Raw genomic sequence first — 22,527 nt, 5'->3', positions numbered from 1 at the left:
GGAGATCAGGGGGCAACTGCCCGGTCCCCGCTGGCGGCAGCCGGCCAAGCACCACCCGCCCGGCAGGCCGGCGTCGGAGGCCGGGCATCGGGCAGACTCACGCCCGGGGCCCGCAAACAGGCGCGCCCCGGGTCGGTGGCGGCCCTACCCGCACGAAACAGCGGCCGGCAGCCCATCGGGAGCCGCCGATCGCATCCGATCGCTACGCGCTCCTCGCCGACGGCGTCCGGCGGCCGTCCAGGGCTGGACATGAGCCGCCACGGATCGCTACGCGGCTGAGGCGCCCTGGCGTCAATCAGCCCGCCATGGGCTGGGCGTGAATCAGGTTGCGCGCGTGGAGCTCAACCCGGGTCAGGTGACCGGCGGCTGACGGACGCGCAGTTCTGGGTGGTGTCGCATGATCAGGACGTTCATGTCGCTGACGCGCGAGCGGTCGCGGTCCACGTGGGCCTGGAAGCGGGCCAAGACGTGGGCGGCGCACTCGGCGCAGGAGTCCGGAGGGACCGGCAGTCGCGGGAACAGGTCGGTGGCCTCCATCAGAGGGCCTCGATGTTGGCCGCGGCCGTGGAGATCTCCCGGCCGGACGGGCCCCGGACGTAGGCCAGCTTCACCCAGTGCTCACGGGCGGGGATGTCGGAGACGTCCTCCCGGACCACCGCCATGAGCTCCCCCTCGACGCCGGACGCGATGTCCCGCACCCGCTTGTGGAGCAGCGCGTGAGGGACTTCCTCGAAGGGACGGGGTACTGCTTCACGCATCACGGGGTCTCGCTCCCTACCGTCGTCATCGGTGGCATGACGACGGTACGGGCGGCCCAGGATCGGCAGGGGCACAGTTTGTGCCCCGGCCTCAGGCCGTCAGCAGCCCTAGACGAGTGGCGAGTTCGGACGCCCGCCGACGGCGTGCAGGGCTCTTCGACCCGGCCTCCTCCAGAACGATCCGCTTCGCGTACCCGTTGTACTGCACGGTCTCCGGCGCTGCTTCATGAGCTTGCGCCAGCGTCGCCAGCGCCACGTCCGGCTGCGCGTCAAGGTGGTACGCGCGGGCCTGCTCGATCCGGTGCCGTGCTCGCCGCGGCCGCGACGGGATCGCCTCCGCCTCCGCCCTGGCGGCTTGGCGTGCAGACTCCCCGCCGGCGTGCAGCTCGACTGCGACGGTGACCGCGTGCGCGCCGATGACGGCATGCGAGAAGCTCGTCACAGGGTGGAAGTACCCGAGGGGCAGGGACTCGGCCAGGGCCCGGGCGTCGTCCCAGTACCGCCAGGCGGTGCCGGTCTCCCCGCGGCGAGCGGCCGTCAGTCCTGCCTCTACGGTGAGGGCCCCGGCAACCGCGCGGACGTCCGTTCCGGCGTCGGGGAGGAGGGGCTCCAGGTAGCGGAGGGTCTCCGAGGTGACGGCGTCGGCCGCGTCGAGGTGCGCACTTTCCCGGTGGGCCTGCGTGGTGAGCCACGCGGCGAGACCGATTGCATGCGGGTCCTCTGAGTCCTGCGCAGCCATCATGCCGCGCTCTGCCACCCGCCATACCAAGGGTGCGTCTGGCTGGTAGGCGCAGAAGAACTGCGCGAGGAAGTAAACCTCCGCCAGCCGCGCTTGAGCCGCTTTGCGGTCGGCCACGGTCTCGGCCTGCCGGACTGCGGACCGCGCGTCGTGGACCAGATCCGGCAGCAGGGCCCCCACGACGTCGCGGTGATTGGGCGCCGAGTGGCGGGCCGACCACGCGCGGGCGAGGCGGGCGGTCAGGTGCGCGGCCGTCGGTGCCTCCCGACTGTCACCGAGCTGAAGCGTACCGAGTGCCTCGCGGACCGCGGCGAACCGCGGGTGCCCGGGGCCGGTGAACAGGCTGACCTGCATGGACTGGTCGCCCGTGAGGTCGGACAGCTCCCGGACGCGCAATACTTCCGCGATGCGGAGAACGACGGGCAGGTGCGGGGTCCGCAGACGGCCGGTCTCGATGGCTTTGACCCATGACCCGGATCGTGCGAGGAGGCCTCCGAGTTGCTCACGGGTGAGGCCACGGCGCTGGCGGAGGATCTGCGTTCTTTGCCCGAAGACCAACGGGTCCGTATACGGGTCAGGAGTAGCATCAGGTGACATGGCGGCCTTGCCCCTCTCCTTGCAGCTCGACACTGACAGGGTATGGGGCAGGGCCGGTTCTGTGTGATCGATAGCGCACGAATGCGGCCCTGGCCCTGAGGTCCGGACTCGCGCCGAGCGAGCGTCGAGGCGTGGGAGGAGAGACAGTGGCTGACGACCTGTCCGCGGTGGCACGCCCCCTGCGGCGGCGCGGTATCGAGCGGCTGGCGCGCGAGCAGTGGGGCTCAGGGCGCTCCATCTGGTCCGCCGATACCGAGGATCGAGAGCTCGTCGTCGATCAGATCGAAGTGCGTGAGAAGGAGGCGAACGACCGGATCTCCGACGCCCTTTCCCTTCCTGCAGGGAGTCGGGTGTGGGTGCGTAGCCGCCGCTTCGTGCTTGAGGGCAAACCCGTGCTTCTCGCGACGTCGTTCCTGCCGTCGGACATCGTTGCGGACTCTGCTGTCACTCAGGTCGACACCGGTCCCGGCGGCACGTACGCGCGACTGGCCGAGCTGGGGCATGAGCCCGTCCACTTCCGTGAGGAGATCCGGTGCCGGATGCCCTCGGCCGACGAGGCCGAGCGGCTTTCGCTCGCCATGGGCACACCTGTGATCCGGATCGCCCGTACTGCTTTCACCGCAAGCGGGCGAGCCGTTGAGGTCAACGAGATGACTCTGGACTCCGCCTCCTACGTTCTGGAGTACGACTTCGACGCCTGATCCGCGCCGAGTCGGCACTGCGGTACGGCCCGTGTTGTTGGATGGAGGCACGACCTCCGCACGTGCTCGTCGAGGCATCAGAAGGAAAGACAGTGGCTGACGATCTGTCCGCGGTGGCGCGCTTCCTCTACGAGGCGGGCACACTCAAGCACACCCGCCGTACCGGCTGGTGGATGGCCGGCGTCAACGACCCCGAGAGCGTGGCCGAACACTCGTGGCGGACGTCGCTCATCGCGTCGGTCATCGCCAAGCTGGAGGGCGCCGACCCGGCACGGGCCGCCTTCCTCGCCGTGTGGCACGACACCCAGGAGACCCGTACCGGGGACGTCAACCATCTCGGGAAGAAGTACGCGCCGGCCGGCGACCCGCAGGCCGTGACGGCAGACCAGACCACGGGCATGCCCGACGTGCTCGCCTCGGCGATCCGGGAGCTGGTCGCCGAGTACGAGACGCAGGCCTCGCCGGAGGCGGTCTGCGCGCGACGCGGACAAGCTGGAGTGCATGCTCCAGGGCATCGAGTACCGGGCGCAGGGCTACGAGAGCGCGCAGCGGTGGATCGACAACAGCCGGGCCCGGCTCACCACGGGGACGGGGCGGCTGGCCGACGAGCTGCTCGCCCAGGGACCGCTGGGCTGGCTGCGCAACGCCCTCGGCGAGAAGGGCTAGCCACGAAGGCGTCCTCGCGGCCGGTGCGGCAGGTATTGCTTTGTGCAGGTCGTGGCGGGGCGGGTATCTTCGCGCCGCGCGGCGTTCCCGTGCGCACGATCCCGGATGGAGTCCCTTGCACGACGATCAGATGGCGGCCGGCATCGTCGGTCTGCTCCTCACCACCGTCGAGATCCTCGCTCCCTTGGCGGGAGCCGTCGTGGCCGCCCTGGCGATCCGGCGACGAGGCCGCAACGCCCGTCTCGCCATGGTGGGGTGCCTGGTCATGCTGCCCGCGCCGATCGTGTCCACGCTCGGCCTGACCCTGGCCCTGGAACCACTCATGCAGTCGGTCGGAACCTTCATGGCCGGGCACGTGCTCACCGCGATGACCCTGCCCTTCCACCTCGTGGGCCTCGGACTCGTCCTCGCCGGAGCGCTGTCCGAGCCGAGGCCGGCGGGACGGCCGCAAGCGCCCGCGGCCGCGGTGGTCGAGTCGCACTGACTGCCGGCCGTCAGGAGCGCGGGGCAACGAGCAACCAGGACTGGAGCAGTAGTGACCGCGCACGCATATCCCTGCATCGTCTGCGGGAACCTCACCGTCCGCGTGCCGGGGCACCACGAGATCTGCCCCGTCTGCGGATGGCAGGACGACGGCGGGGACTACCGCGATCCCGACCGGTACGTGGGCGGCCCGAACCACGTCACCCTGCGGGGGGCCCGGGAGAACTACCGGGCGTTCGGCGCCAGTGAGCGCCGGCGGATCGACCGGGTCAGGCCCCCGCTCCCGGAGGAGGCCGCGGCTCCGCAGGCGGAAGTGGTCGGACAGGCTGTCGGCTGGCTCGATTTCATTGACAACCCCGAGGCGGTGTTGGCGGCGTACGGGGCCCGGTCCGTTCCGGAGCTCGACGGGGTCCTCGTTCGGGAGGTCGTGTGGCGGGTCGAGGACGGCGTACCGGAGCTACTGGTCCGCTTCGACCTGCCCGCCGAGGACGGATGCGACGCCGTGCAGGTGCAGCTTCGGCTGGTCGGCGCGGCCACCGCGCTGGAGGCCGCCCACGACAGTGACCCGGTGGGGCGCATCACGCTCGGCCCCGGAGCCCGTACGCCCGTGGCTCTGTCCCTGGAAGCCGGACGGTTCCGCGCACGGGTGAACGCCGACCGGGCGTCGGTCCACGAGGTCACGGCCCGCCGGCCGGATCGACCGGCGGCACGGGGCTTGCTCACGACGCCGCCATCCGGCGGTGGATGATCTTACCGAATTCTGACGCCCTCTCTGGAAACGACCACAAGTCCCCTTGTACCTCTAGCGTGTTCGTACACCCCCGCATGCGACCGGTCGGCGCGAGCCGCACCGATGCCGCTTCTGATCCGGGGAAAAGCGGAATTACCACAACTGGAGGAAACATGTCTCGAACCGTCAAGCGGACCACCAGGCTGGCAACGGTCGCCGGGATGGTGGCGGCCGTCGGCGCGGGGATGCTCGTGACCGCGCCTGCCAGCCAGGCGGCACCGGTGGCGGCCTTCCGCCTCAGCAACTTCTCGGCGACCATCGCGAACATCTGCGTCCACACGGACGTCGCGACCAAGTGCTCGGGAAACATAGCGGCAGGAAAGAGCGAGGTTTACAAGGTGGAGTACAAGGGGGCCAACAACTGGTACTGCACTTCGACCGCGAAGGGACTGACCGGCACCGCCAGCACCCCCTATTTCAGCCGGGCCAACGTCAAGGAATGCGCGGAGGTCGGCAACATTTTCGGTGCCAGCATCATGCTCAAGTGAACGTCACCGTGAGCTGTGAAATACCCCTCCGCCTGATATTACGGCCGAGCGGTCCGGAGGACTCCGGCGCCCTCGTCACGCACGAAGGCTGAGGGTCCCGCCGGCGCCCGGTCTCGTGGACACCGCCACCACGAGACCGGGCGCCGGGCGCCGGACGCGGCGCGGGCGTACCGCGGCCGCCGCCTACGGCTGAGGCTCGAAGTCCCAGTACGGGCGGTTCTGCTGGCGGGCCGAGACGGTGTGGACGTGTTGGGGGCCCAGGGTGCGGGTCAGGGCCTTGAGGCCGGCGTCCTCGTGCTTCTGGGCCTCCGTGTCCTCGCGGACCGAGCGGAGGTCGGCCGCCAGGGCGATCTGGGCGCTCAGCGTCATCGGGTGGTCCGGGCCCAGGATCTGTTCGCAGCACCGGAGGGTTTCCCGGCTGAGGGACACCGCGTCCTCGAAATGCCCCGTGATGTTGCGGTGGCCGGTGGCGTTCAGGGCGCAGCCCAGGGTCCACGGGTGGCGGTCGCCGACCGCGCCGCGCATGCCGACCAGGGCCTGTTCCGCCAGGTTGAGGGCCTCGACCCGTTCGCCCTGGGCGCGCAGGACGAGGCCGAGGTTGCCGACCGTGCCGATGCTGTACGGGTGGGCCAGCCCCAGCTGGGTCTGGTAGCCCCGGACGACCTCCTCCGAGATGCGGCGGGCCTCGCCGATGTCCCCGTACTCCCGCAGGTACGTCGCGTAGTCCGAGGCCACCATCAGCGTCCACGGGAACTCCGCGCCGAAGACGCGGGTGGAGCGCTCCAGGACGCTGCGCAGCCGGGCCCCGGCGCCGGGGATGTCCCCGGAGCGGCGCAGGCACATGCCGAGGTTGTGCTCGGCGCGCAGGGTCTGGGGGTGGTTGAGGCCCAGTACCTGGGAGTTGAGTTTGAGGCCCTGTTCCTGCCGGGCGAGGGCTTCGCGGTAGCGGCCCATCAGCCGCAGTCCCATCGCGCAGCCGATGCCGGAGGACAGGGTCGCGATGTGCCGTACGCGCAGTACCCGCTCGCGCCGTCGCAGGGTGTCGAGGTCGGCTTCGTACGCCTCCTGGTAGCGGCCCAGCAGTCTCAGCGCGACGGCGACGTTGTTCTCGGCGTTGAGGGTGGTGGAGTCGTCCTCGCCGAGCAGCTCGCGGTAGCGGGCGAAGGCGTGCTCCAGCAGTTCGCGGGCCTGGTCGAACTTGGCGGTGCTGAGCAGCACCCCGGCGTACGTGCTGGTGGCGCGCAGGGTCTCCAGGTCCCGGTCGCCCCGCTCGGCGAGCAGCCGGTCGGCGACCGATTTGGCGAGGGTCTCGGCGCGCTTGAAGTGGCCGAGCATCCGCAGTGCGCCGCCGTAGTGGTAGCTGAGCTCGCGGACCTGGTCGTGGTCGTCGCCGAGCATCGTGCGCCACACCGCGTCGGTCTGCTCGGCCAGCCGCAGGCAGGTGCGGTACTCCCCGGCGAGGATCAGGTAGCGCAGGCAGTGCAGCAGGAAGGTCTGGATCCGCGGATTGCTGCTGGTCAGCACGCCGGAGCTCTCCAGGTGCGGGATCAGCTCGGCGTAGCGGGGCCACAACCGGGAGTCGGAGGGGCGCCCCGGGTCGGCGGCGGCGAGGACCTGCCGGACGGCGCGGGAGAGCGGTTCGGCCTCGTCCTCGGAGAGGTTCTCGCGGACGATCCCGTGCACCATGCGGTGCAGCTGTACGGTCTCCAGCCCGCCGCCGCCCTCCTCCACGGACAGGTCGGAGTACTCGAGGCGGACGACGGAGAACTGGACGAGCTTGTTGAGGGCGGCGTTCCACCGGATCTGGTCGTTGATCAGCCCGGCGAGCTGCTCGGGCACGTCGGCGGCGGGGAACTCGCGCAGGAGCCGCAGCGGCACCGGCCCGGGGGCGAAGAACACGAACAGCCGCAGCAGGGCGAGCGCGTCGGGGAAGTTCTCCCGGACGTTGTTCAGCAGTATCGCGAGGGCGGTCGGGAAGGGCAGCGGGTAGTCGTCGGAGACGGTGACGGCCTCCCGGGAGTCCAGTCTGCGCTGGAGCAGCGCCAGGTAGTCGCCCACCGTCAGCGGGGAGTCGGCGAGCCAGCCGGCGGTCTGGTCGAGGGCGAGGGGGTAGTCCTCCAGGGCCTCGGCGAGCTGGTCGGCCTCCTCGCCGGTGAGCCGGCGGGCCCGGCGGCGGATGAAGGTGATCGACTCGGGCCGGGCGTACAGCGGGACTTCGAGGAGGCTGGTGTGCCGGGAGGCCCATTCGCGGTTGCGGGAGGTGATGATGACGTCGCCCGCGCCGGACGGCAGGAGGTCGGTGAGGTCGTCGGGGTTGTCGCAGCCGTCGAAGACCACCAGCCAGCGGCTGTACGGGGATCCGCGGCGCAGCGCCTCCAGGACGGCCCGGATCTGCTCGCCGTAGCTGCCGGCGCCGCGCGGCAGGCCCATCGCGGGGGCCAGGTCGGCGAGCCGCTCGCGCAGGGTGGGCCGGTCCTCGGCGGGGACCCACCACACGACGTCGTACTCGGAGGCGAAGCGGTACGCGTACTCGGTGGCGACCTGCGTCTTGCCCACCCCGGACAGCCCGAGCAGGGTGACGGTCGAGGCGCCGGGCGGGGCGTCGGCGAGGGCGGCGCGCAGCCGGCCGATGACGTCGTTGCGGCCGGTGAAGCGCGGGTTGCGGCGCGGGACCCGGCCCCAGATCTCGGGCGGGTCGTTGGGGAAGCGGGGGCCGCGGCGGCCGGTCTCGGTGCCGATCCGGTCGGTGGGCAGTTCGAGCCGGCGCAGCACCCGGTACTCCGCCTCGTACGCGTCGAGGCCCCACAGGTCGGTCTTCTCCAGCACGGCAACGGCGCTGGGCAGCGGCGCGTCGGTGAGGCAGACGGCTGCGAACCGGTCGGGGTGGTGGTCGGTGACGGTGCGCAGGGCGGTGTTCCACTCCTCGTCGGTGTGGGTGCCGGCGGAGAAGTAGCGCTCGCTGAGGATGAGCAGGACCCGGCTGCCGCTGCGGGCCAGGTCGTCGAGGGCGGGGGCGAGGCCGGGGCTGGACTGCGGGTCCCAGCGCGCGAGGGCGACCCGGTGGCCGTGCTCCTCGAGGCGGTGGGCGATCCACACGGCCCAGGGCCGGTTGAACCCGGCGAAGCTGATGACGAAGCGCTGCGGCTGCGCGGCTCCGTCGCGGTCTCGGTCCTGGCGAAGTCCGGTGGTCATGCGGCCGTCTCCCTGGAATCCGGGCGATGGACGGGGTTGAAACGGTAGCGCAGCGGACGGTCCGTCACCCCTGTGCGAACGGCGCGAGTTCGGGGTGGTGCGCGCACCAGGCGTGGCGTTCCCGGTCGACGGCGCGGCGGGCGACGGCGTGCTGGTCCCCCGGCGGCGGCAGGTCGTCCATGGCCCGTTCCGCCGCGGCCATGGCGGCGGTGAACTCCCTCCCGGCGGTGGTGAGTTGCGGATGCCGGTGGAGCACGGGCAGGACGGCGGCGACCTGGGCGCGGATCCGGGCGTGCTGGGCCCAGGCGCCGCGGGCGCCGTAGAGGGCGGCGCGCTGCCAGTACCCGGCCAGGGCCAGGTGGGCGTACGCGCCGTGCAGGAGTCCCTCGAGCGGGCGGGGGTCGCTGCGCCAGGGGGCCCAGTGCCGGGGGGTGCGGTCGGCGGTGTGCAGGGTCAGGACGTCGGCGAGGGCGGTGAGCTTGCCGTGCTGGACCTCGTGGACGAGGGTCGCGGCCAGCGCGGGCGGGGCCTGGGGGCGGGCGAGCACGGACCCGGAGGCTGCGGGCAGGGTGGCGCCGCTGGAGCGGGAGCCGCCGCCCAGCGGGACGACGGAGCGCAGCAGCAGGCCGATCTCCTCGGCGCGGGCGGTGTCGTACCGGTCGAGCAGGGTGAGGGCGCCGGACCACTGGGTGTCCCAGCGCTTGTGGCCCTTGGGGGTGAGCCGGCGGGCGGGGCGCACGGGGGCCGGGTGGGCGGGGCCGGGGGCCCGGTAGGGGTCGAGGTCGTCGAGGGCGGTGCGGCCGCCGGGCAGGGTGTGCAGGGCGAGGGTGGCGGGGTCGTCGGGGTCCCAGGAGCCCTCGGTGAGCGCGAGCGGGCCGGGCCGGGCCGGGCGCAACAGCCCGAGGGTGGGCAGGGCGAGCCGGCCGTGGACGGGCCGCAGGGTGGCCTTGAAGGCGATCCCGGAGCGCAGGGCCGCGGCGACGGCGAGGGCCCCGAGGTGGCCGAGGTCGGCCGGGGGCCCGTACGGGGCGTGCAGCCGGCGCAGGGTCTCCTCGGCCCAGACTCCGGTGGCCGGGTAGTGCAGTACGTCGCGGACGGCGTCGGGGTCGTGCCGTTCGGCCTCCTCCAGCAGGGCCCAGTGGTCGGCGGCCTCCCCGGCCCGGCCGCCGGGGGCGGCGTCGAGCACTCCGCGCAGCAGGACGAGCCGCTTGGAGCGGCGGATGTCGCGGACCAGGCGGGTGCCGGCGGCGGAGGGCTCGGTGGAGGCGAGGGCGCCGAGGGTGGCCGAGGTGACGGCGAACCCGGCCAGGGGGGCGCTCATGAGGCGGCCGCCCGCGGGGCGGGCCGGCCGGCGGTGAACGGTCCGGCGCCGGAGGGGCCGGCCGCGGTCCGCCGGTCCCCCGGCGGGGCGGCGGGCCGCCCCGGGCCGGCCTCGAGCGCGGCCCGCTGGAGGGCGGCGGCGATGTGGCGGATGACGATCTGGAGGTCGGCGCAGTACACGGAGGGCCGGCGGAAGCCCTCGCCGGCGCGGTAGCGGTGCGGGTAGTGGCCGCCGCCGCAGACCTCGACGAGCTCGCAGGCGCGGCAGCCGTCGGCGAGCGCCTCCCGGCCGAGCTGGCGGGCGGCGAGCCCGGGGTGGTCGAGGAACGCGTCGAAGCTGTGGTGCTCCAGGGTCATTCCGGTGGCGGCGGCGCCCTCGTAGGCGGATTTGAGCGAGTCGGCCTGCTCGATGGCACCGTCGGTCTCGATCACGGCGGTGGTGGCGGGGGCGAGGCCGAGGGTCTCGGTGGCGGCGGGCAGTCCGAGCAGCAGGGCGATGATCTCCTCGAAGATCCGGATCCGGGTCCGCAGCACCGCGTCGTGCCACCAGCGTTCGAAGACGGCGAGGAGCCAGTCGGCGTACGGGGTGCCGGGCGGGTGGTGGCCGGGCGGCGGGGTGCTCCAGTTGGCCAGCGGCAGCAGCAGTCCGATGACCGGCGGGGCGAAGGCGAGCAGGGATTCGTACGTCTCCACGGGGTCCTGGTCGAGGTCGACGACGCAGAGCACTCCGGCGTAGCTCTCGGGGTGCCGGGCCAGGAGGCGCAGGCCCCGGGCGGCGGCGCCGAACCCGGGGCGCCCGGTGTGGTCCACGCGGCGCGCGTTGTGCGCGGGCAGACCGCCGTCGAGGCTGACGCCGATGCGTATCCCGGCGGCGGCGAGCGCCGCGAGCCGGCTGCGGGTGAGCAGGGTCCCGTTGGTCTGGACGGTGGCGGTGACCCGGGTCCGCGGCGAGGTCCGGGCGAGGGCGGCCCGTACGGCGTCGACGGGGGCGGCCAGTTCGGCGGGGGCGGTGAGCAGGGGTTCGCCGCCGTGCAGGACGAGGTCGACGCGGGCGAGGTCGTGGGCGGCGGCGTGCTCGGCGATGCGGTCGGCGGCGCGGGCGGCGGTGGCGGCGGACATCGCGGCCGGCTGGCCGCGCCAGCCCTGGTCGGCCATCTCGTACACGTAGCAGTAGGTGCAGGCGAGGTTGCAGCGGCTGCGGGTCTTGAGCACGAACTGCCGTATCGGATACGGCCGGTGCCCTGCGGCGCGCAGCGCGGGCACGTCGAGCCGGGCGTACGGCCACGGTGCGTGGATCCGATGGGAGGGCAGCACGGCATCGCTCGTGTCGGTCTGCCTCATCGTTCGTACCTCCCGCGCCGCGGACGGTGCATCCCTGCCCGGCGGACGGCACCGGCTAACGGCGGAAACGGGTCAACTGTGGCTGCTCTGCGTATCCTTGGGAATGCGGTGCGTGAGGGGGCCGCGTCAGGCCACTCCGGAGTCGAACGCGTTGAGGATCTCGGCGGGGTGGGTGACCCGCTCCACCATGCCCTCGATGACCCGGGCCAGTACGGGATGGTCGATCCCCCGCAGTGCGGCCAGGTCGAACCCGGAGAGGTCCGGTAACTGCCCGGAACAGGCGGAGCCCGCCGTTTCCGCTTCCTGCTGCCGAGTCACCATGGGCTGCCCGTCCCCCTGTTGAGTCGCATGTCTGATGGTCCACTACCCACATCCGGGGGTCACAGCCCCGCCTCCAGGGTGCGGACCCGGGACCCCAGGGCGTCCCGCCGGTCCGCGGCCGGCGGACCGAGCCGGGTCCAGAGCTCCAGTGCCGAGCGGTACGCGTCCAGCGCCGCCCGGGGCCGCGCCAGGCGCTCGAGCACCTCCCCCCGCAGCTCCTGCACCCGCGCCCCCAGTTCCACCGCCACGTCCCGCCGCTCCTCCCGGTCGGCGGCCAGCGCGGACCGCCAGGCCCGGCGGTAGGAGTCCGCGGCCCGGTCGAGCCGGTCCAGCGCCCGGGTGTGCGCGTGGATCTCCTGCTGGACGTCGCCGTGCTCGCGCCAGGCGCGGGCCTGCTCCAGCGGGCTGCGGCTCTGCCGGACGGCCAGCTCCAGCAGGTACTCCGCCTCCCGCAGGTCCACCACGTCGCCCTCGTAGCCGTGCCGCAGCCGCAGGCCCTCCGCGAGCCGCATCAGCCGCTGCGCGGAGCGGGGGTCGGACTGCGGGACCGCCGCCCGGCTGTCGCGCAGCACCCGTACGGCCGTCGAGGTGAACCGCCGGCCGTCGGCGGCCCGGGCCCGGTCCAGGAGTACGTCGCCCCACTCGGGCAGCAGCTCCCCGTAGGCCTCCCCGTCGCGGGGGATCAGCCGGCGGGCCCGGCCGTACGCCTCGGCCGCGTCCTCCAGCGCCGCCGGGTCGGCGTCGCGTGCGTACCGGGCGCGGTGCACCCGCGCCAGGCACACCAGGCCGGCCAGCCGCAGCTCCGGGTCCCCGGTGCCCTCGGCCAGGGCCAGGTCCAGCTGCCCGGCCGCATCCTCCAGCCGCCCGGGCAGGTACCGCAGGGCCGTGGCCAGCTCCACCCGTACGCGGGCGGCGCCCGCTCCCGACGGCTCGGCGGCCAGGCCGGCCGCCAGGTGCTCGGCGGCCTGCCCGGCCAGGGCGGTGCGTTCCTCCGGGTCGGGGGTGCGGGGCAGCAGGGCGAGCAGGACCCGGCCGAGGGCCGGCCGCACCGCCGGGTCGCAGGCGGGGCCGCCGGTCACCGCCTCGAGTGCGGACCGCGCCTCGCGCAGCGCGCCCGTGTCCTCGCGGAGCTCGCCGAGGCGGACCAGGGTCTGCGCCCGCCGCACCACGCAGTCGAGGCGCAGCCGCGGGTCCAGGTCCGGGTCGGCGGCGGCGCCGACGGCCGCGAACTCCCGTTCCGCCGCGGCCAGCAGTTCCGCGTCCGGCTCGGCCGCCAGGGCCTGCTCGTACAGCACCCGGCCGAGCACGGCCCGGGCCGGCGGCGTCCCGATCCCGGTCACCGCCCGCTCGGCCTCTGCGAGGAGCTCCGGGTCCCGCTGCCCGGCCCACAGCCGCAGCAGTACCCCGGCCAGCTCGCACTCCGCCTCGCCCGGCGGGTCCTCGGGCCCGGCGGGTGCGGCCACGGCCCGGCGCAGGACGGCGGCGGCCTCGTACAGTCCGCGCTGCCCGCCGTCGCCTCCCTGGCGGTCCTGGGCGGCGAGCCGGTCGCGGGCCGTGCGCACCGCCCAGGCCCGGCCGGGCGGGGGTGCGGCGGGCTCGGCGACGGCCGGGTCCCCGGCGGGCGGCCCGGGCAGGTAGCGCCGTACGACGCGGGCCGAGACCTCGGCGAAGGCCTGCGGGAGCCGCCCGGCCGGGACCCGTTCCTCGCCGCCCTCCTCGACCACGGGCGCCCCGGTCAGCTGGGAGACGGCCAGCGCGGGGAAGTTCCGTACGCCGCGCCCGAAGTGCGCGAGCACGTACTCGGAGCAGTGCTTGAGCACGAGCGCGGCCTCGTCCCGGCCGAGCGGGCCGAGCAGGACGTCCTGGACGCCGGGCACGAACTCGTACCACTGCCCGGCGGAGCGGCCGCGCCGCAGCAGCCCGCTCAGCAGTACCTCCGCCAGGTCGGAGGGCTCGGAGTCCGGCAGCATCGTGCGCTGCACCAGCCGCATCACGGGCAGGGTCAGCGGCGCCGCCGACAGGTACACGGCGAGCTGTACGGCGCGGGGCGAGGCGGAGGCGCGGAAGCGGCGCACCAGCTCGCGCGGCGGGCGGACGGCGCGCGGCGGCGGGAGGGGCGCGGCGGGGTGGTCGGCGAGCACCCGGCCCACCTCGGCGGGGACGGGCCCGGTGCCGAGCCCGGCGACGAGGCGGGCCCAGGCGCCGAGCGCGGTGGCGCTGGGCGGCAGGACGGGGATGGTCAGCCCGCCGGTGGGCCGCCCGTGGCGGGCCGGCCGGTCGGGCCGGAACCGCAGCCGGCCGGCGTTGCCCTCGGCGCGGGTGAGGGCGCCCCGCTCGGTCGGCAGCCAGCTGCGGCTCCACAGCCGCTGCGGCAGCGGCTGGACGACGACGCAGGGGGTGCACTCGGCCCAGCGGTGGAGCAGCCGCTGGGCCTCGCCCTCGCGCCAGAGCGGTCCGGCGCAGTCGGAGACGACCATGGTCAGGGCCCGTCCGGTCGGGTCGCGCAGCTGGTCCCCGGACCGCAGCCGGGTGCCGGGGCCGGGTCCGCGCCCGACGGCGGCCCGGCCGTCGCCGAGCCGGTGCAGGTAGTGCACCTGTACGTCCCGGAAGGCGCCGAGGCGCTCGCACACGGACCGCAGTTCCTCGAACATGTCGTGCCACACGGCCATCGAGGGTGAGGCGTCCATGACCAGCCGTACGGTCGCCTCGCGCCGGCTCTCGGGCCGCAGGACGGGAATGACCAGCCCGAGGGCCCGGGCGCTGGCCTCGGCGGTGGCCGGTTCGTCGAGGACGAGGCGGGCGGGCGGGCCGGGCGGGCGGTGCCGCTGGAGGGCGCGCAGGGCCCGCTGGATCTCCAGGATCCGGGGCAGCGCGGCCGCTCCGGGGACCCGTACGGGCACTCCGGCGCCCGCCGGGAACTCGGCCGCCTCCTCCGCGACGGTTCCCAGGACCCGGGAGGCGTAGAGCCTGACCGGGTCCTCGGGTTCGGGTTCGGGGCGTACGGGCTCCTCCTCGGGCGGCGGCGCATCGCCGGCGGTCCGCGGCCGCCGGGGCGGGGCCGTCCGGTCCCGCCCCGGGGCGGCGGGGCCGGCCGGGCCGATCCGCCCGGCCAGCCACAGCGCGTCGGCGAGCTCCTCGGCGGTGGGGTCGAGGCCGGCGGCGCGCAGCAGTCCGGCGAGGTCGCGCAGGGCAGCGGGGACGGGCGGCGGGCCGAAGGAGCCGGGAACGGGGACGGGGTCGGGGGGGCCGGGAACGGGGGGCCGGTCAGGGACCGGAGGCTGCTCGGGGACGGTGGGCCGGTCGGGGGGCACGGGCGCTCACCTCGGGCGGTCGAGGCGCTGGATGAGCAGGTCGGCGAGGTCCTCCCGGGTGGGCGGGGCGGCGTAGTGGGTGAGGTAGATGGCGTTCAGCAGCTGGTCGGCGGCGACGAGTTCGGACTGGGAGCGGCTGAGGAACTCCCGGATCAGGTCGGCGCCGAGCTGGGCGGCCTCCTCGCCGAGGTGCGCGCGGACCATGGTGGCGAGCCGTTTCTCGCCGGGCTGCCCGAGTTTGAGCTGGATGCAGCGGCGCAGCAGGGCGGCCGGGAAGTCCCGTTCGCCGTTGCTGGTCAGGATGATGAAGGGGAAGGCCCTGCAGCGCACCCGGCCGCCGTGGACGGTGACCTTCGCCCCGTCGTCGGTGAGCACCTGCACCGCGGGCTCGGTGTCGGCGACCCGTTCCAGCTCGGGCAGGGCGAACTCGCCCTCCTCCAGCACGTTCAGGAGGTCGTTGGGCAGGTCGATGTCGCTCTTGTCGAGCTCGTCGATGAGCAGCACGCGGGGCCGTTCGGTGGGCAGCAGGGCCGTCCCCAGCGGTCCGAGCCGGATGTACTTCCCGATGCCCGGGGCCTTGCCGATGCCGGGCGGGGTGCCGGCGGGGGCTGCGGGGGCCGCGCCGGGGAAGCCGCCGCTCGCCGCGATCTGGACGTCCTGGAGCCGGGCGATGGCGTCGTAGCGGTACAGGCCCTCCTGGAGCACGGTCCGCGAGACCACGGGCCAGCGCAGCACCCGGCCGAGTTTCAGCTCGTGGGCGACGGCGTGGGCGAGGGTGGACTTCCCGGTTCCGGGGTAGCCGGTCACGAGCAGGGGCCGCCGCAGGTACAGGGCCGCGTTGATGGCCTCGAGCTCCTCGGGCTCGGGCCGGTGCAGCTCGGCGGCCTGCCGGTGCGCCCCGAGGCGGCGCGCCACGTTCCCGTCGGCCGTGTCCGCGAGTCCGCCGGGCTCGCCGACGGGGCCGCCGTCGAAGTCCCGCCACGGCGGCGGATCGGGCAGGGCCTCGATCCCGTCGTGGGGTTCGCCGACCCCCCGGTAGATGAGCCATTCCTCGTTCACGGCTGCTCCCTCCCCCTCCCGCCCGTCACAGGTCGCCCTGCAGCGGCTCGTCTTCGGGCAGCGCGCGGGCCGGGTCGTCCCATACGAGGGCCATCCCGTCCGCCCAGTACGCGTCGGGGTCGGCCCCGTGCGCGCGGGCCCGCAGTGCCTGGAGCCGGACCGGCAGCGGCGCTCCCCGCCCCGCCTCGGTCAGCTCCTCGCGCAGTCCGCGGTGGAACGGCGCGCAGTCGGCCGCCGGATCGGCCGGGGGCCGCCGGGTGACGGCCACCCCGTATCCGGCGTCGTGGACCGCGTGGAGGGAGCCGCGGGTGGGCTCCGCGTCGGCGGCCCGGCAGTGCACGGGCACGGTGTTGTCCGGCAGGGCGTCGAGCCATTCGGGCGCCGGGGTCCGGGGGCGCCCGCGCGCGCAGTCGGCCCGCTCGTCGGCCAGCGGCCCGGCCTGGACGCGTGCCCAGCGGTCGGCCCGGCGGTGGACGGCCTCGTCGTCGGGCGGGGTGTCGCCGCTGCCGGGCGGATGGCGGAACACCACCGGCCGCTGGACGCCCAGCGGCACCCGGCCCGCCACGGTCCAGGTGTCGACGGGCAGGCCGAACAGCTCGGGTGCCACGGCGACTTCGAGGAGGGCTGCCGCCTCGTGCGTGTCGCAGCGCCGGAAGGCCTCGGCGAGCGGGACCCGCAGCGCCTCCGCGAGGCCCGCGCGGGTGACCCGTACGCCGGAGTCCACCGGGGTCAGCCGCCCCGGGTGGGCGGGCCCGGCCAGCACCGAGACGCGCCAGTCGTAGACGTCCTCCCAGCCGTGCGCCCACGCCTCGAGCAGCACCGACGGCCCGCGGGTCAGTCCGTCGGCGGGGCGGGCGTGCCCGTTCGTGTGACCGGCGGCGCGGGCGCGCCGGCGCCGGTCCCGCTGCACCAGGCCCTGTTCGTGGCGCTCGCCCAACTCCCGCCGCAGGGGCCGCCACAGCCGCTCGGCCGTCGCCCGTACCCAGTCCCACAGCTCTTCGTCGGAGCCCGGGGAGGGCGGTTCGCGGTGGTCGGCCACGCTGACGTCGGTCGCGTAGCGGAGCATCGCGGCGGCCTCGCCGGCGCCGGCCGGCGGGTCGTGCAGCATGCCGAGCCCGTCGCGCCAGCTGAGCGGGGCCGGCAGGCCCGGGTCCGGCTCCTCGCCGCGGGCCGCCTCGACCAGGGCGCGGACGGTCTCCGAGGAGCGCGGCGGGGGCAGTTCGGCGAGCAGCCCGCACAGGGTGGTGCGTTCGGCGGCGGTGAGCCGTCTGCGGCCCTCGGACGGGTCGCCGGCGGCCGGGAGCTCGTCGTGGACGTCGGTCCAGGTGCGGCGGCTGCCCAGGTCGCTCAGGTGCTGGTCGTAGTGGTAGAGGTCGTGGGCCTGCATGACGCGGCGGTAGAGCCCGACCTGGCCGGTGGCGGCCAGCGGCAGGGTGCGTAACTGGACGACGGACACGGCGAGTCCGCCGCCGCCGGTGTGCCGGCGGGCCTTGACCACGCCGACGACCTCGCCGCGGGCCAGGTCCACGACCGGGCCGCCGGACATGCCGGGTTCGATCTCGTCGTCGCCGCCGAGGCGCAGGGCGGCGCCGCCGCCGGCGGTGCCGCGCAGGCGGGTGGTGCGGCCGGTGATCTCGGGGGTGCCGAGGTCCTCGGTGCAGCCGAAGTAGGCGACCTCGTCGAGGCGGGGTCTGGCCCGGTCGGTGAGCCGTACGCAGGCGTGGGTGATCGGTGCGAGGACCCGGACCAGCGCCAGGTCGGGCAGGTCCCACAGGGCGTGCCGGGCGGGGCGGCGCTCCTCGAGCCGCTCGGGCAGGACGCACTCGACGCGGCCGGTGACGGTCCCGGTGGCGCCGTCGGCGCCGGAGGAGAAGGTGATGCCGAGCTCACGCCCCGCGAGACGCACCGCTGCACCCCCTTCACCGACGACGTGCGCGCACGTCAGGACCCAGCCCGGGGCGATGAAGAAGCCGCTGCCCCAGGTGGGACCGGTCCCATGGGGTGCATACCCGTCCGGGGCCGCGTGGACGCGCACGGTGGCCGCCTGGACGAGGGGTTCGAGGAGCTCGTAGGCGCGCGCGGTGCCGCCCGTGCGCCCGTCCTGCATCCCCTGCCCCCTCAGGTGTCTGGCAGTCCAGGCTAGCGCCGGGTCCGGTAGGGCGGGAGGTCTCGCCGGGCATGCGGATTATCCTGGCGGGAAACATCCCCTGCACACCTTCATCACGGCACGGAGCCCGACTTGTACTTCACCGATCGCGGCATCGAGGAGCTGGAGAAGCGGCGCGGCGAGGAGGAGGTCACCTTCGAGTGGCTCGCCGAGCAGCTGCGCACCTTCGTCGACCTGAACCCGGACTTCGAGGTCCCGGTGGAGCGCCTGGCCACGTGGCTGGCGCGGCTGGACGACGAGGACGACGAGGACGAGTAGTCCCACCAGCGCACGAGCGCGCCCACGAACGGACGAGTGGGCCGCGCGCAGTCCCTGCACGGCGAAGGGGCCCGACCGGTGACGGTCGGGCCCCTTCGTGCAGGAGAGCGGGCCTGGATCAGGCGGCCTTGGTCTCCCAGAAGATGCGGTCGATCTCGGCGATGAGCTCGAGCGCCTTCTGGCCGGTCGCCGGGTCGTTCGACGCCTTGGCGGCCGAGAGGGCCTTCAGGGTGTCGTTGACCAGGGTGTGCAGCTGCGGGTACTTCTCGAAGTGCGGGGGCTTGAAGTAGTCGCTCCACAGCACCGAGACGTGGTGCTTGGCGAGCTCGGCGCGCTGCTCCTTGATGGTGATGGCGCGCGCGCGGAAGTCGGCGTCCTCGTTGGCCTGGTACTTCTCCTGTACGGCCTTGACGGACTCGGCCTCGATGCGGGCCTGGGCAGGGTCGTACACGCCGCACGGAAGATCGCAGTGGGCGGAGACCTTCGCCTTGGGGGCGAAGAGGCGGGAAAGCATGGAGTTTGTCCTCCTCGTGATCGTCTTCTCAAGAGGGGAGATTACTCCGTGGGAAAGGGGATTTCGCGAGCGGCCCCGTGGGCTTAGGACAAAAGTCCAGGGTGGCGTACGGACCGGTGAGCGAACGTACGGGAGTGTGCGGCAGCATGCGCAGTGAGGCGAGAGCGGGCGAGGAGGTCGGGCACGGTGGAGAGAAGGCGCTCGCGGGCGGCGTTCGAGGTGCTGGAGGTGGCGGGGCCCTCGATGGTGCCGACGCTGCTGCACGGCGACCGGCTGGTGGTCCGCTACGGGGCCGTCGTCCGCCCGGGTGACGTGGTGGTGCTGCGCCATCCGTTCCAGCAGGACCTGCTGGTGGTCAAGCGGGCGGTGGAGCGGCGACCGGGCGGTTGGTGGGTGCTCGGGGACAACCCGTACAACGAGACCGGCGACAGCACCGACTACGGGACGGTGCCCGAGGAGCTGGTGCTGGCGACGGCGGTGCTGCGCTTCCGGCCGCGCGCGGCGGATCAGAGTTCGCTGAGGGCGCGGCTGTCCTGGGCGGTGTCGGCGCTGCGGCCGCTCTGGCCGGACGCCTCGGCTTCCAGCCGTTTGCGGGCCCGGTAGGCGGCGACGTTGGCCCGGGTGGCGCAGCGGTCGGAGCAGTAGCGCCGGGAGCGGTTGGTGGAGGTGTCGAGGTAGGCGTTGCGGCAGGGCGCGGCCTGGCACAGGCCGAGGCGGTCGGGGCCGTGCTCGGTGAGGTGGAAGGCCAGGCCGAAGGACGCGAGCGCGGCGTAGCCGGCGGAGGCGTTCGAGGGATGGTCGGCGAGGTGGATGTGCCAGTTCGGGCGGCCCTCGTCGTCGAGGTACTCGTGGCCGGAGACCTGCGGGCTGACGGGGAACTCCATGAGCAGGGAGTTCAGCAGGTCGACCGCGAGGACGTGGTCGCCGCCGTCGGCGGCCTCGAAGACGGCGCGCAGCCGGCCGCGGACGTTGCGGAAGCGGGTGACGTCGGCGTCGGTGACCCGGCGGGCGGCCTGGACCCCGGTGCCGAAGAGGCCCCGGACGGCGTCCACGGAGGTGAGCGAATCCTTGTTGCGGGCCGGCTCCTCGGTGTTGACCAGGCGCACGGCATAGTCCGAGTAATGGGCCAGTTCCACTTGTAGTCCTTACGGCTGCGGATTAATGTCTCGGGTAACAGCTGAGACGTATTCGAGGGTATTACGACTGGAGGGGTCAGTGATGGCGGAGACCACGACCGACTGGCAGGCCTGGCAGGAGAGCTGGGACCGGCAGCAGGAGTGGTACATGCCCGACCGCGAGGAGCGTTTCCGGGTCATGCTGGACATGGTCGAGGCACTGGTGGGCCCCACCCCCCGGGTGCTCGATCTGGCGTGCGGTACGGGAAGTATTACGGACCGCGTCCTCAAGCGGTTCCCGGAATCCACCTCCACGGGCGTCGATCTCGACCCGGCGCTGTTGACCATCGCCCGGGGCCACTTCGACGGCGACCGCCGCGTCACGTTCGTCACCGCCGACCTCAAGGACCCCGCCTGGACCGCGGCGCTCCCGTACGACACGTACGACGCCGTCCTCACGGCCACCGCGCTGCACTGGCTGCACAGCCCGGCCCTCGCGGCGCTCTACGGGCAGCTCGCCCCGCTGGTGCGGCCGGGCGGGGTCTTCATGAACGCCGACCACATGCCCGACCCCGCGACCCCGCGGATCAACGCCGCCGAGCGCGCCCACCGGCACGCCGGGATGGACCGGGCCCGGGAGGCCGGCGCGCTGGACTGGGCGGACTGGTGGGCCCTCGCGGCCGCCGACCCGGTGCTCGCCGAGCCGACGAAACGCCGGTTCGAGATCTACGGCGAGCACGCCGACGGGGACACCCCCGACGACGCCTGGCACGCCCGGACCCTGCGCGAGGCGGGCTTCGCGGAGGCCCGGACGATCTGGCGCTCGCCCTCCGACGGACTGGTCCTGGGCCTGAAGTAGGACCTTTGTAGGAAAGTGAGAACTTTCCGCGTCGTGCCGTGACGCGGGAGAGGGGCGGTACGGGATTCCCGTACCGCCCCTCTCGACCGTTCTGCGCGGTTACAGCACCTTGGACAGGAACGCCTTCGTCCGGTCGTGCTGCGGGTTGCCCAGCACCTCGCGCGGGTGGCCGGACTCGACCACGACGCCGCCGTCCATGAAGACGAGGTTGTCGCCGACCTCGCGGGCGAAGCCCATCTCGTGGGTCACCACGATCATGGTCATGCCCGACTCGGCAAGGTCCCGCATGACGTCGAGGACGTCGCCGACGAGCTCCGGGTCGAGCGCCGAGGTGGGCTCGTCGAAGAGCATCAGCTTCGGCTCCATGGCCAGCGCGCGGGCGATCGCCACACGCTGCTGCTGGCCGCCGGAGAGCTGCGTGGGGTAGTTCCCGCCCTTGTCGCCCAGGCCCACGCGGTCGAGGAGGCGCACGGCGCGCTCGCGCGCCACCGCCTTGCTCTCGCCCTTGACCATGACCGGGGCTTCCATGACGTTCTCTATGGCCGTCATGTGCGGGAACAGGTTGAAGCGCTGGAAGACCATGCCGATCTCGCGGCGCTGGGCCGCGACCTCGCTGTCCTTCAGCTCGTAGAGCTTGTCGCCCTTCTGCTTGTACCCGACCAGCTGGCCGTCCACCGAGAGCCGCCCGGAGTTGATCCGCTCCAGGTGGTTGATGCACCGCAGGAAGGTCGACTTGCCGGAGCCGGACGGGCCGACCAGGCAGAAGACCTCGCGCGGGGCGACCTCGAGGTCGATGCCCCGGAGGATGTGGGCGGCGCCGTACGACTTGTGGACGCCCTCGGCCTTGACCATCGGCTGAGCGGTCATCGCGCGACCTCCGTACGGCGGAACATGTTCAGGTTGGCCTTCAGACGCTGGAACGGCGTCGGCGGCAGGTTCCGCGTGGAACCACGGGCGAAGCGGCGCTCCAGGTAGTACTGGCCGACGCTGAACACACTGGTCAGAGCCAGGTACCAGAAGGAGGCCACGAACAGCATCTCCATGATGGCACCGGCCGTGTTGCCGATGTTCGACGAGGCCCGCAGGAGTTCCGTGTACTGAACCGCCGAGACCAGGGAGGAGGTCTTCAGCATGTTGATGAACTCGTTGCCCGTGGGCGGGATGATCACGCGCATCGCCTGCGGCAGCACGATCCGGCGCATGGTCTTCGTCTGCGGCATACCGAGCGCGTGCGCGGCCTCGGTCTGGCCCTCGTCGACCGACTGGATGCCGGCACGGACGATCTCCGCCATGTACGCGCCCTCGTTCAGGCCGAGGCCCAGGAGGGCGACCATGAACGGGGTCATGACGTCGACGGTCTCGTTCTTGTAGATCGGACCCAGGTTGATGTACTGGAAGATCAGCGACAGGTTGAACCACACCAGCAGCTGCACGTACACCGGGGTACCGCGGAAGAACCAGATGTAGAGCCAGGAGACGGCGCCCGTCACCGGGTTCTTCGAGAGGCGCATCACCGCGAAGACGATGCCGAGCACGAGGCCCAGCGCCATGGCGGAGACGCTGATGATCACGGTGTTGCCGAGACCGCTCAGGACCGCCGGGTCGAACAGCTTGTCGCCGACCGTCGCCCAGATGACGTTGCCGTTGGCGAACGCGTAGACGAGCCAGGCGAGCAGCGCGACGACCACGACGCCGCTGACCCAGCGGCCGTAGTGCCGCACCGGGATGGCCTTGATGGCCTCGTACGGGAGGCCCGAGGCACCGGGTCCGGCCGGCGGGTTGTCGGCCGGACCCTTTTCGATCTTGTCAGTCACAATGACTGCCCTTCAGTGGAGCGTGGAGCGCGGG

General features: G+C 73.6%; 20 protein-coding genes and 2 pseudogenes. 8 read left to right on the top strand and 14 right to left on the bottom strand.

Features of this window, described 5'->3' with window-relative positions; genetic code table 11:
- Positions 1-351 precede the first annotated feature (351 nt).
- From ACFYXK_RS05605 to ACFYXK_RS05595, 3 genes are all read right to left on the bottom strand, one after another.
- Entirely contained in the window at positions 352-537 is a 186-nt protein-coding gene (locus ACFYXK_RS05605; protein ID WP_389409952.1) for a hypothetical protein, read from the bottom strand.
- Positions 537-758, bottom strand: coding sequence for a hypothetical protein (locus tag ACFYXK_RS05600; protein ID WP_389409951.1), 222 nt, complete (start codon positions 756-758; stop codon positions 537-539). The genes ACFYXK_RS05605 and ACFYXK_RS05600 overlap by 1 nt, the downstream gene beginning before the upstream one ends.
- 91 nt (positions 759-849) lie before the next feature.
- Positions 850-2,094 (bottom strand): helix-turn-helix domain-containing protein, encoded by a 1,245-nt coding sequence (locus ACFYXK_RS05595; RefSeq protein WP_389410239.1) that lies wholly within the window; start codon positions 2,092-2,094, stop codon positions 850-852.
- 173 nt (positions 2,095-2,267) lie between these two features.
- On the opposite strand from ACFYXK_RS05595, the pseudogene ACFYXK_RS05590 reads away from it, so the two are divergent.
- The 5 genes and pseudogenes from ACFYXK_RS05590 to ACFYXK_RS05570 all read left to right on the top strand — a co-directional run.
- Positions 2,268-2,795: pseudogene (locus tag ACFYXK_RS05590) on the top strand (GntR family transcriptional regulator); the annotation flags it as partial.
- A 92-nt stretch (positions 2,796-2,887) separates the two neighbouring features.
- Positions 2,888-3,461: pseudogene (locus ACFYXK_RS05585) on the top strand (HD family hydrolase).
- A 115-nt stretch (positions 3,462-3,576) separates the two neighbouring features.
- Entirely contained in the window at positions 3,577-3,945 is a 369-nt protein-coding gene (locus ACFYXK_RS05580; RefSeq protein WP_389409950.1) for a hypothetical protein, read from the top strand.
- Positions 3,946-3,996: 51 nt separating this feature from the next.
- Positions 3,997-4,692, top strand: a complete 696-nt coding sequence (locus ACFYXK_RS05575) for a CPCC family cysteine-rich protein (RefSeq protein WP_389409949.1) — start codon at positions 3,997-3,999, stop codon at positions 4,690-4,692.
- 155 nt (positions 4,693-4,847) lie between these two features.
- Positions 4,848-5,222 (top strand): hypothetical protein, encoded by a 375-nt coding sequence (locus ACFYXK_RS05570; RefSeq protein ID WP_389409948.1) that lies wholly within the window; start codon positions 4,848-4,850, stop codon positions 5,220-5,222.
- A gap of 183 nt (positions 5,223-5,405) precedes the next feature.
- On the opposite strand, the gene fxsT is transcribed toward ACFYXK_RS05570, so the two are convergent.
- The 7 genes from fxsT to ACFYXK_RS05535 form a co-directional block, all read right to left on the bottom strand.
- Entirely contained in the window at positions 5,406-8,414 is a 3,009-nt protein-coding gene (gene fxsT, locus ACFYXK_RS05565) for an FxSxx-COOH system tetratricopeptide repeat protein (RefSeq protein ID WP_389409947.1), read from the bottom strand.
- Between the two features lie 64 nt (positions 8,415-8,478).
- A complete protein-coding gene (locus tag ACFYXK_RS05560) occupies positions 8,479-9,735 on the bottom strand; it encodes an HEXXH motif domain-containing protein (RefSeq protein ID WP_389409946.1) in 1,257 nt (418 codons plus the stop codon).
- The gene (locus ACFYXK_RS05555; RefSeq protein ID WP_389409945.1) at positions 9,732-11,075 is read right to left on the bottom strand and encodes an FxsB family cyclophane-forming radical SAM/SPASM peptide maturase; all 1,344 of its coding nucleotides are present in this window, start codon (positions 11,073-11,075) and stop codon (positions 9,732-9,734) included. The genes ACFYXK_RS05560 and ACFYXK_RS05555 overlap by 4 nt, the downstream gene beginning before the upstream one ends.
- 126 nt (positions 11,076-11,201) lie before the next feature.
- The gene (gene fxsA, locus ACFYXK_RS05550) at positions 11,202-11,396 is read right to left on the bottom strand and encodes an FxSxx-COOH cyclophane-containing RiPP peptide (RefSeq protein ID WP_383504527.1); all 195 of its coding nucleotides are present in this window, start codon (positions 11,394-11,396) and stop codon (positions 11,202-11,204) included.
- 59 nt (positions 11,397-11,455) lie between these two features.
- The gene (locus tag ACFYXK_RS05545; RefSeq protein ID WP_389409944.1) at positions 11,456-14,707 is read right to left on the bottom strand and encodes an SAV_2336 N-terminal domain-related protein; all 3,252 of its coding nucleotides are present in this window, start codon (positions 14,705-14,707) and stop codon (positions 11,456-11,458) included.
- Between the two features lie 6 nt (positions 14,708-14,713).
- Positions 14,714-15,766: an AAA family ATPase gene (locus ACFYXK_RS05540; protein ID WP_389409943.1), complete on the bottom strand. Its 1,053-nt coding sequence runs from the start codon at positions 15,764-15,766 to the stop codon at positions 14,714-14,716.
- A gap of 25 nt (positions 15,767-15,791) precedes the next feature.
- Positions 15,792-17,873, bottom strand: coding sequence for a trypsin-like peptidase domain-containing protein (locus tag ACFYXK_RS05535; protein ID WP_389409942.1), 2,082 nt, complete (start codon positions 17,871-17,873; stop codon positions 15,792-15,794).
- Between the two features lie 132 nt (positions 17,874-18,005).
- Between ACFYXK_RS05535 and ACFYXK_RS05530 the strand changes: the two genes are divergently transcribed.
- The gene (locus ACFYXK_RS05530) at positions 18,006-18,191 is read left to right on the top strand and encodes a DUF6104 family protein (protein WP_010061466.1); all 186 of its coding nucleotides are present in this window, start codon (positions 18,006-18,008) and stop codon (positions 18,189-18,191) included.
- Positions 18,192-18,309: 118 nt separating this feature from the next.
- Here ACFYXK_RS05530 and sodN read toward each other — a convergent pair whose 3' ends face one another.
- The gene (gene sodN, locus ACFYXK_RS05525) at positions 18,310-18,705 is read right to left on the bottom strand and encodes a superoxide dismutase, Ni (RefSeq protein ID WP_008741558.1); all 396 of its coding nucleotides are present in this window, start codon (positions 18,703-18,705) and stop codon (positions 18,310-18,312) included.
- A 243-nt stretch (positions 18,706-18,948) separates the two neighbouring features.
- Between sodN and ACFYXK_RS05520 the strand changes: the two genes are divergently transcribed.
- Entirely contained in the window at positions 18,949-19,308 is a 360-nt protein-coding gene (locus ACFYXK_RS05520) for a S24 family peptidase (RefSeq protein WP_106974973.1), read from the top strand.
- On the opposite strand, the gene ACFYXK_RS05515 is transcribed toward ACFYXK_RS05520, so the two are convergent.
- A complete protein-coding gene (locus tag ACFYXK_RS05515) occupies positions 19,212-19,841 on the bottom strand; it encodes a CGNR zinc finger domain-containing protein (RefSeq protein ID WP_053784645.1) in 630 nt (209 codons plus the stop codon). The two genes, ACFYXK_RS05520 and ACFYXK_RS05515, sit on opposite strands and share 97 nt — an antisense overlap.
- An 82-nt stretch (positions 19,842-19,923) precedes the next feature.
- Here ACFYXK_RS05515 and ACFYXK_RS05510 point away from each other — a divergent pair, with 82 nt between their 5' ends.
- Entirely contained in the window at positions 19,924-20,679 is a 756-nt protein-coding gene (locus ACFYXK_RS05510) for a class I SAM-dependent methyltransferase (protein ID WP_389409941.1), read from the top strand.
- A 99-nt stretch (positions 20,680-20,778) separates the two neighbouring features.
- Here ACFYXK_RS05510 and ACFYXK_RS05505 read toward each other — a convergent pair whose 3' ends face one another.
- On the bottom strand, positions 20,779-21,546 hold the full coding sequence (locus ACFYXK_RS05505; RefSeq protein ID WP_030859290.1) for an amino acid ABC transporter ATP-binding protein: 768 nt from the start codon (positions 21,544-21,546) through the stop codon (positions 20,779-20,781).
- A complete protein-coding gene (locus tag ACFYXK_RS05500) occupies positions 21,543-22,493 on the bottom strand; it encodes an amino acid ABC transporter permease (RefSeq protein ID WP_389005678.1) in 951 nt (316 codons plus the stop codon). Before ACFYXK_RS05500 ends, ACFYXK_RS05505 begins: the two co-directional genes overlap by 4 nt.
- Between the last annotated feature and the right edge of the window lie 34 nt (positions 22,494-22,527).

The organism is Streptomyces sp. NPDC002209 (genome assembly GCF_042890265.1).
Classification (GTDB): Bacteria; Actinomycetota; Actinomycetes; order Streptomycetales; family Streptomycetaceae; genus Streptomyces.
This window is presented reverse-complemented; position numbering and strand designations above follow the sequence as displayed.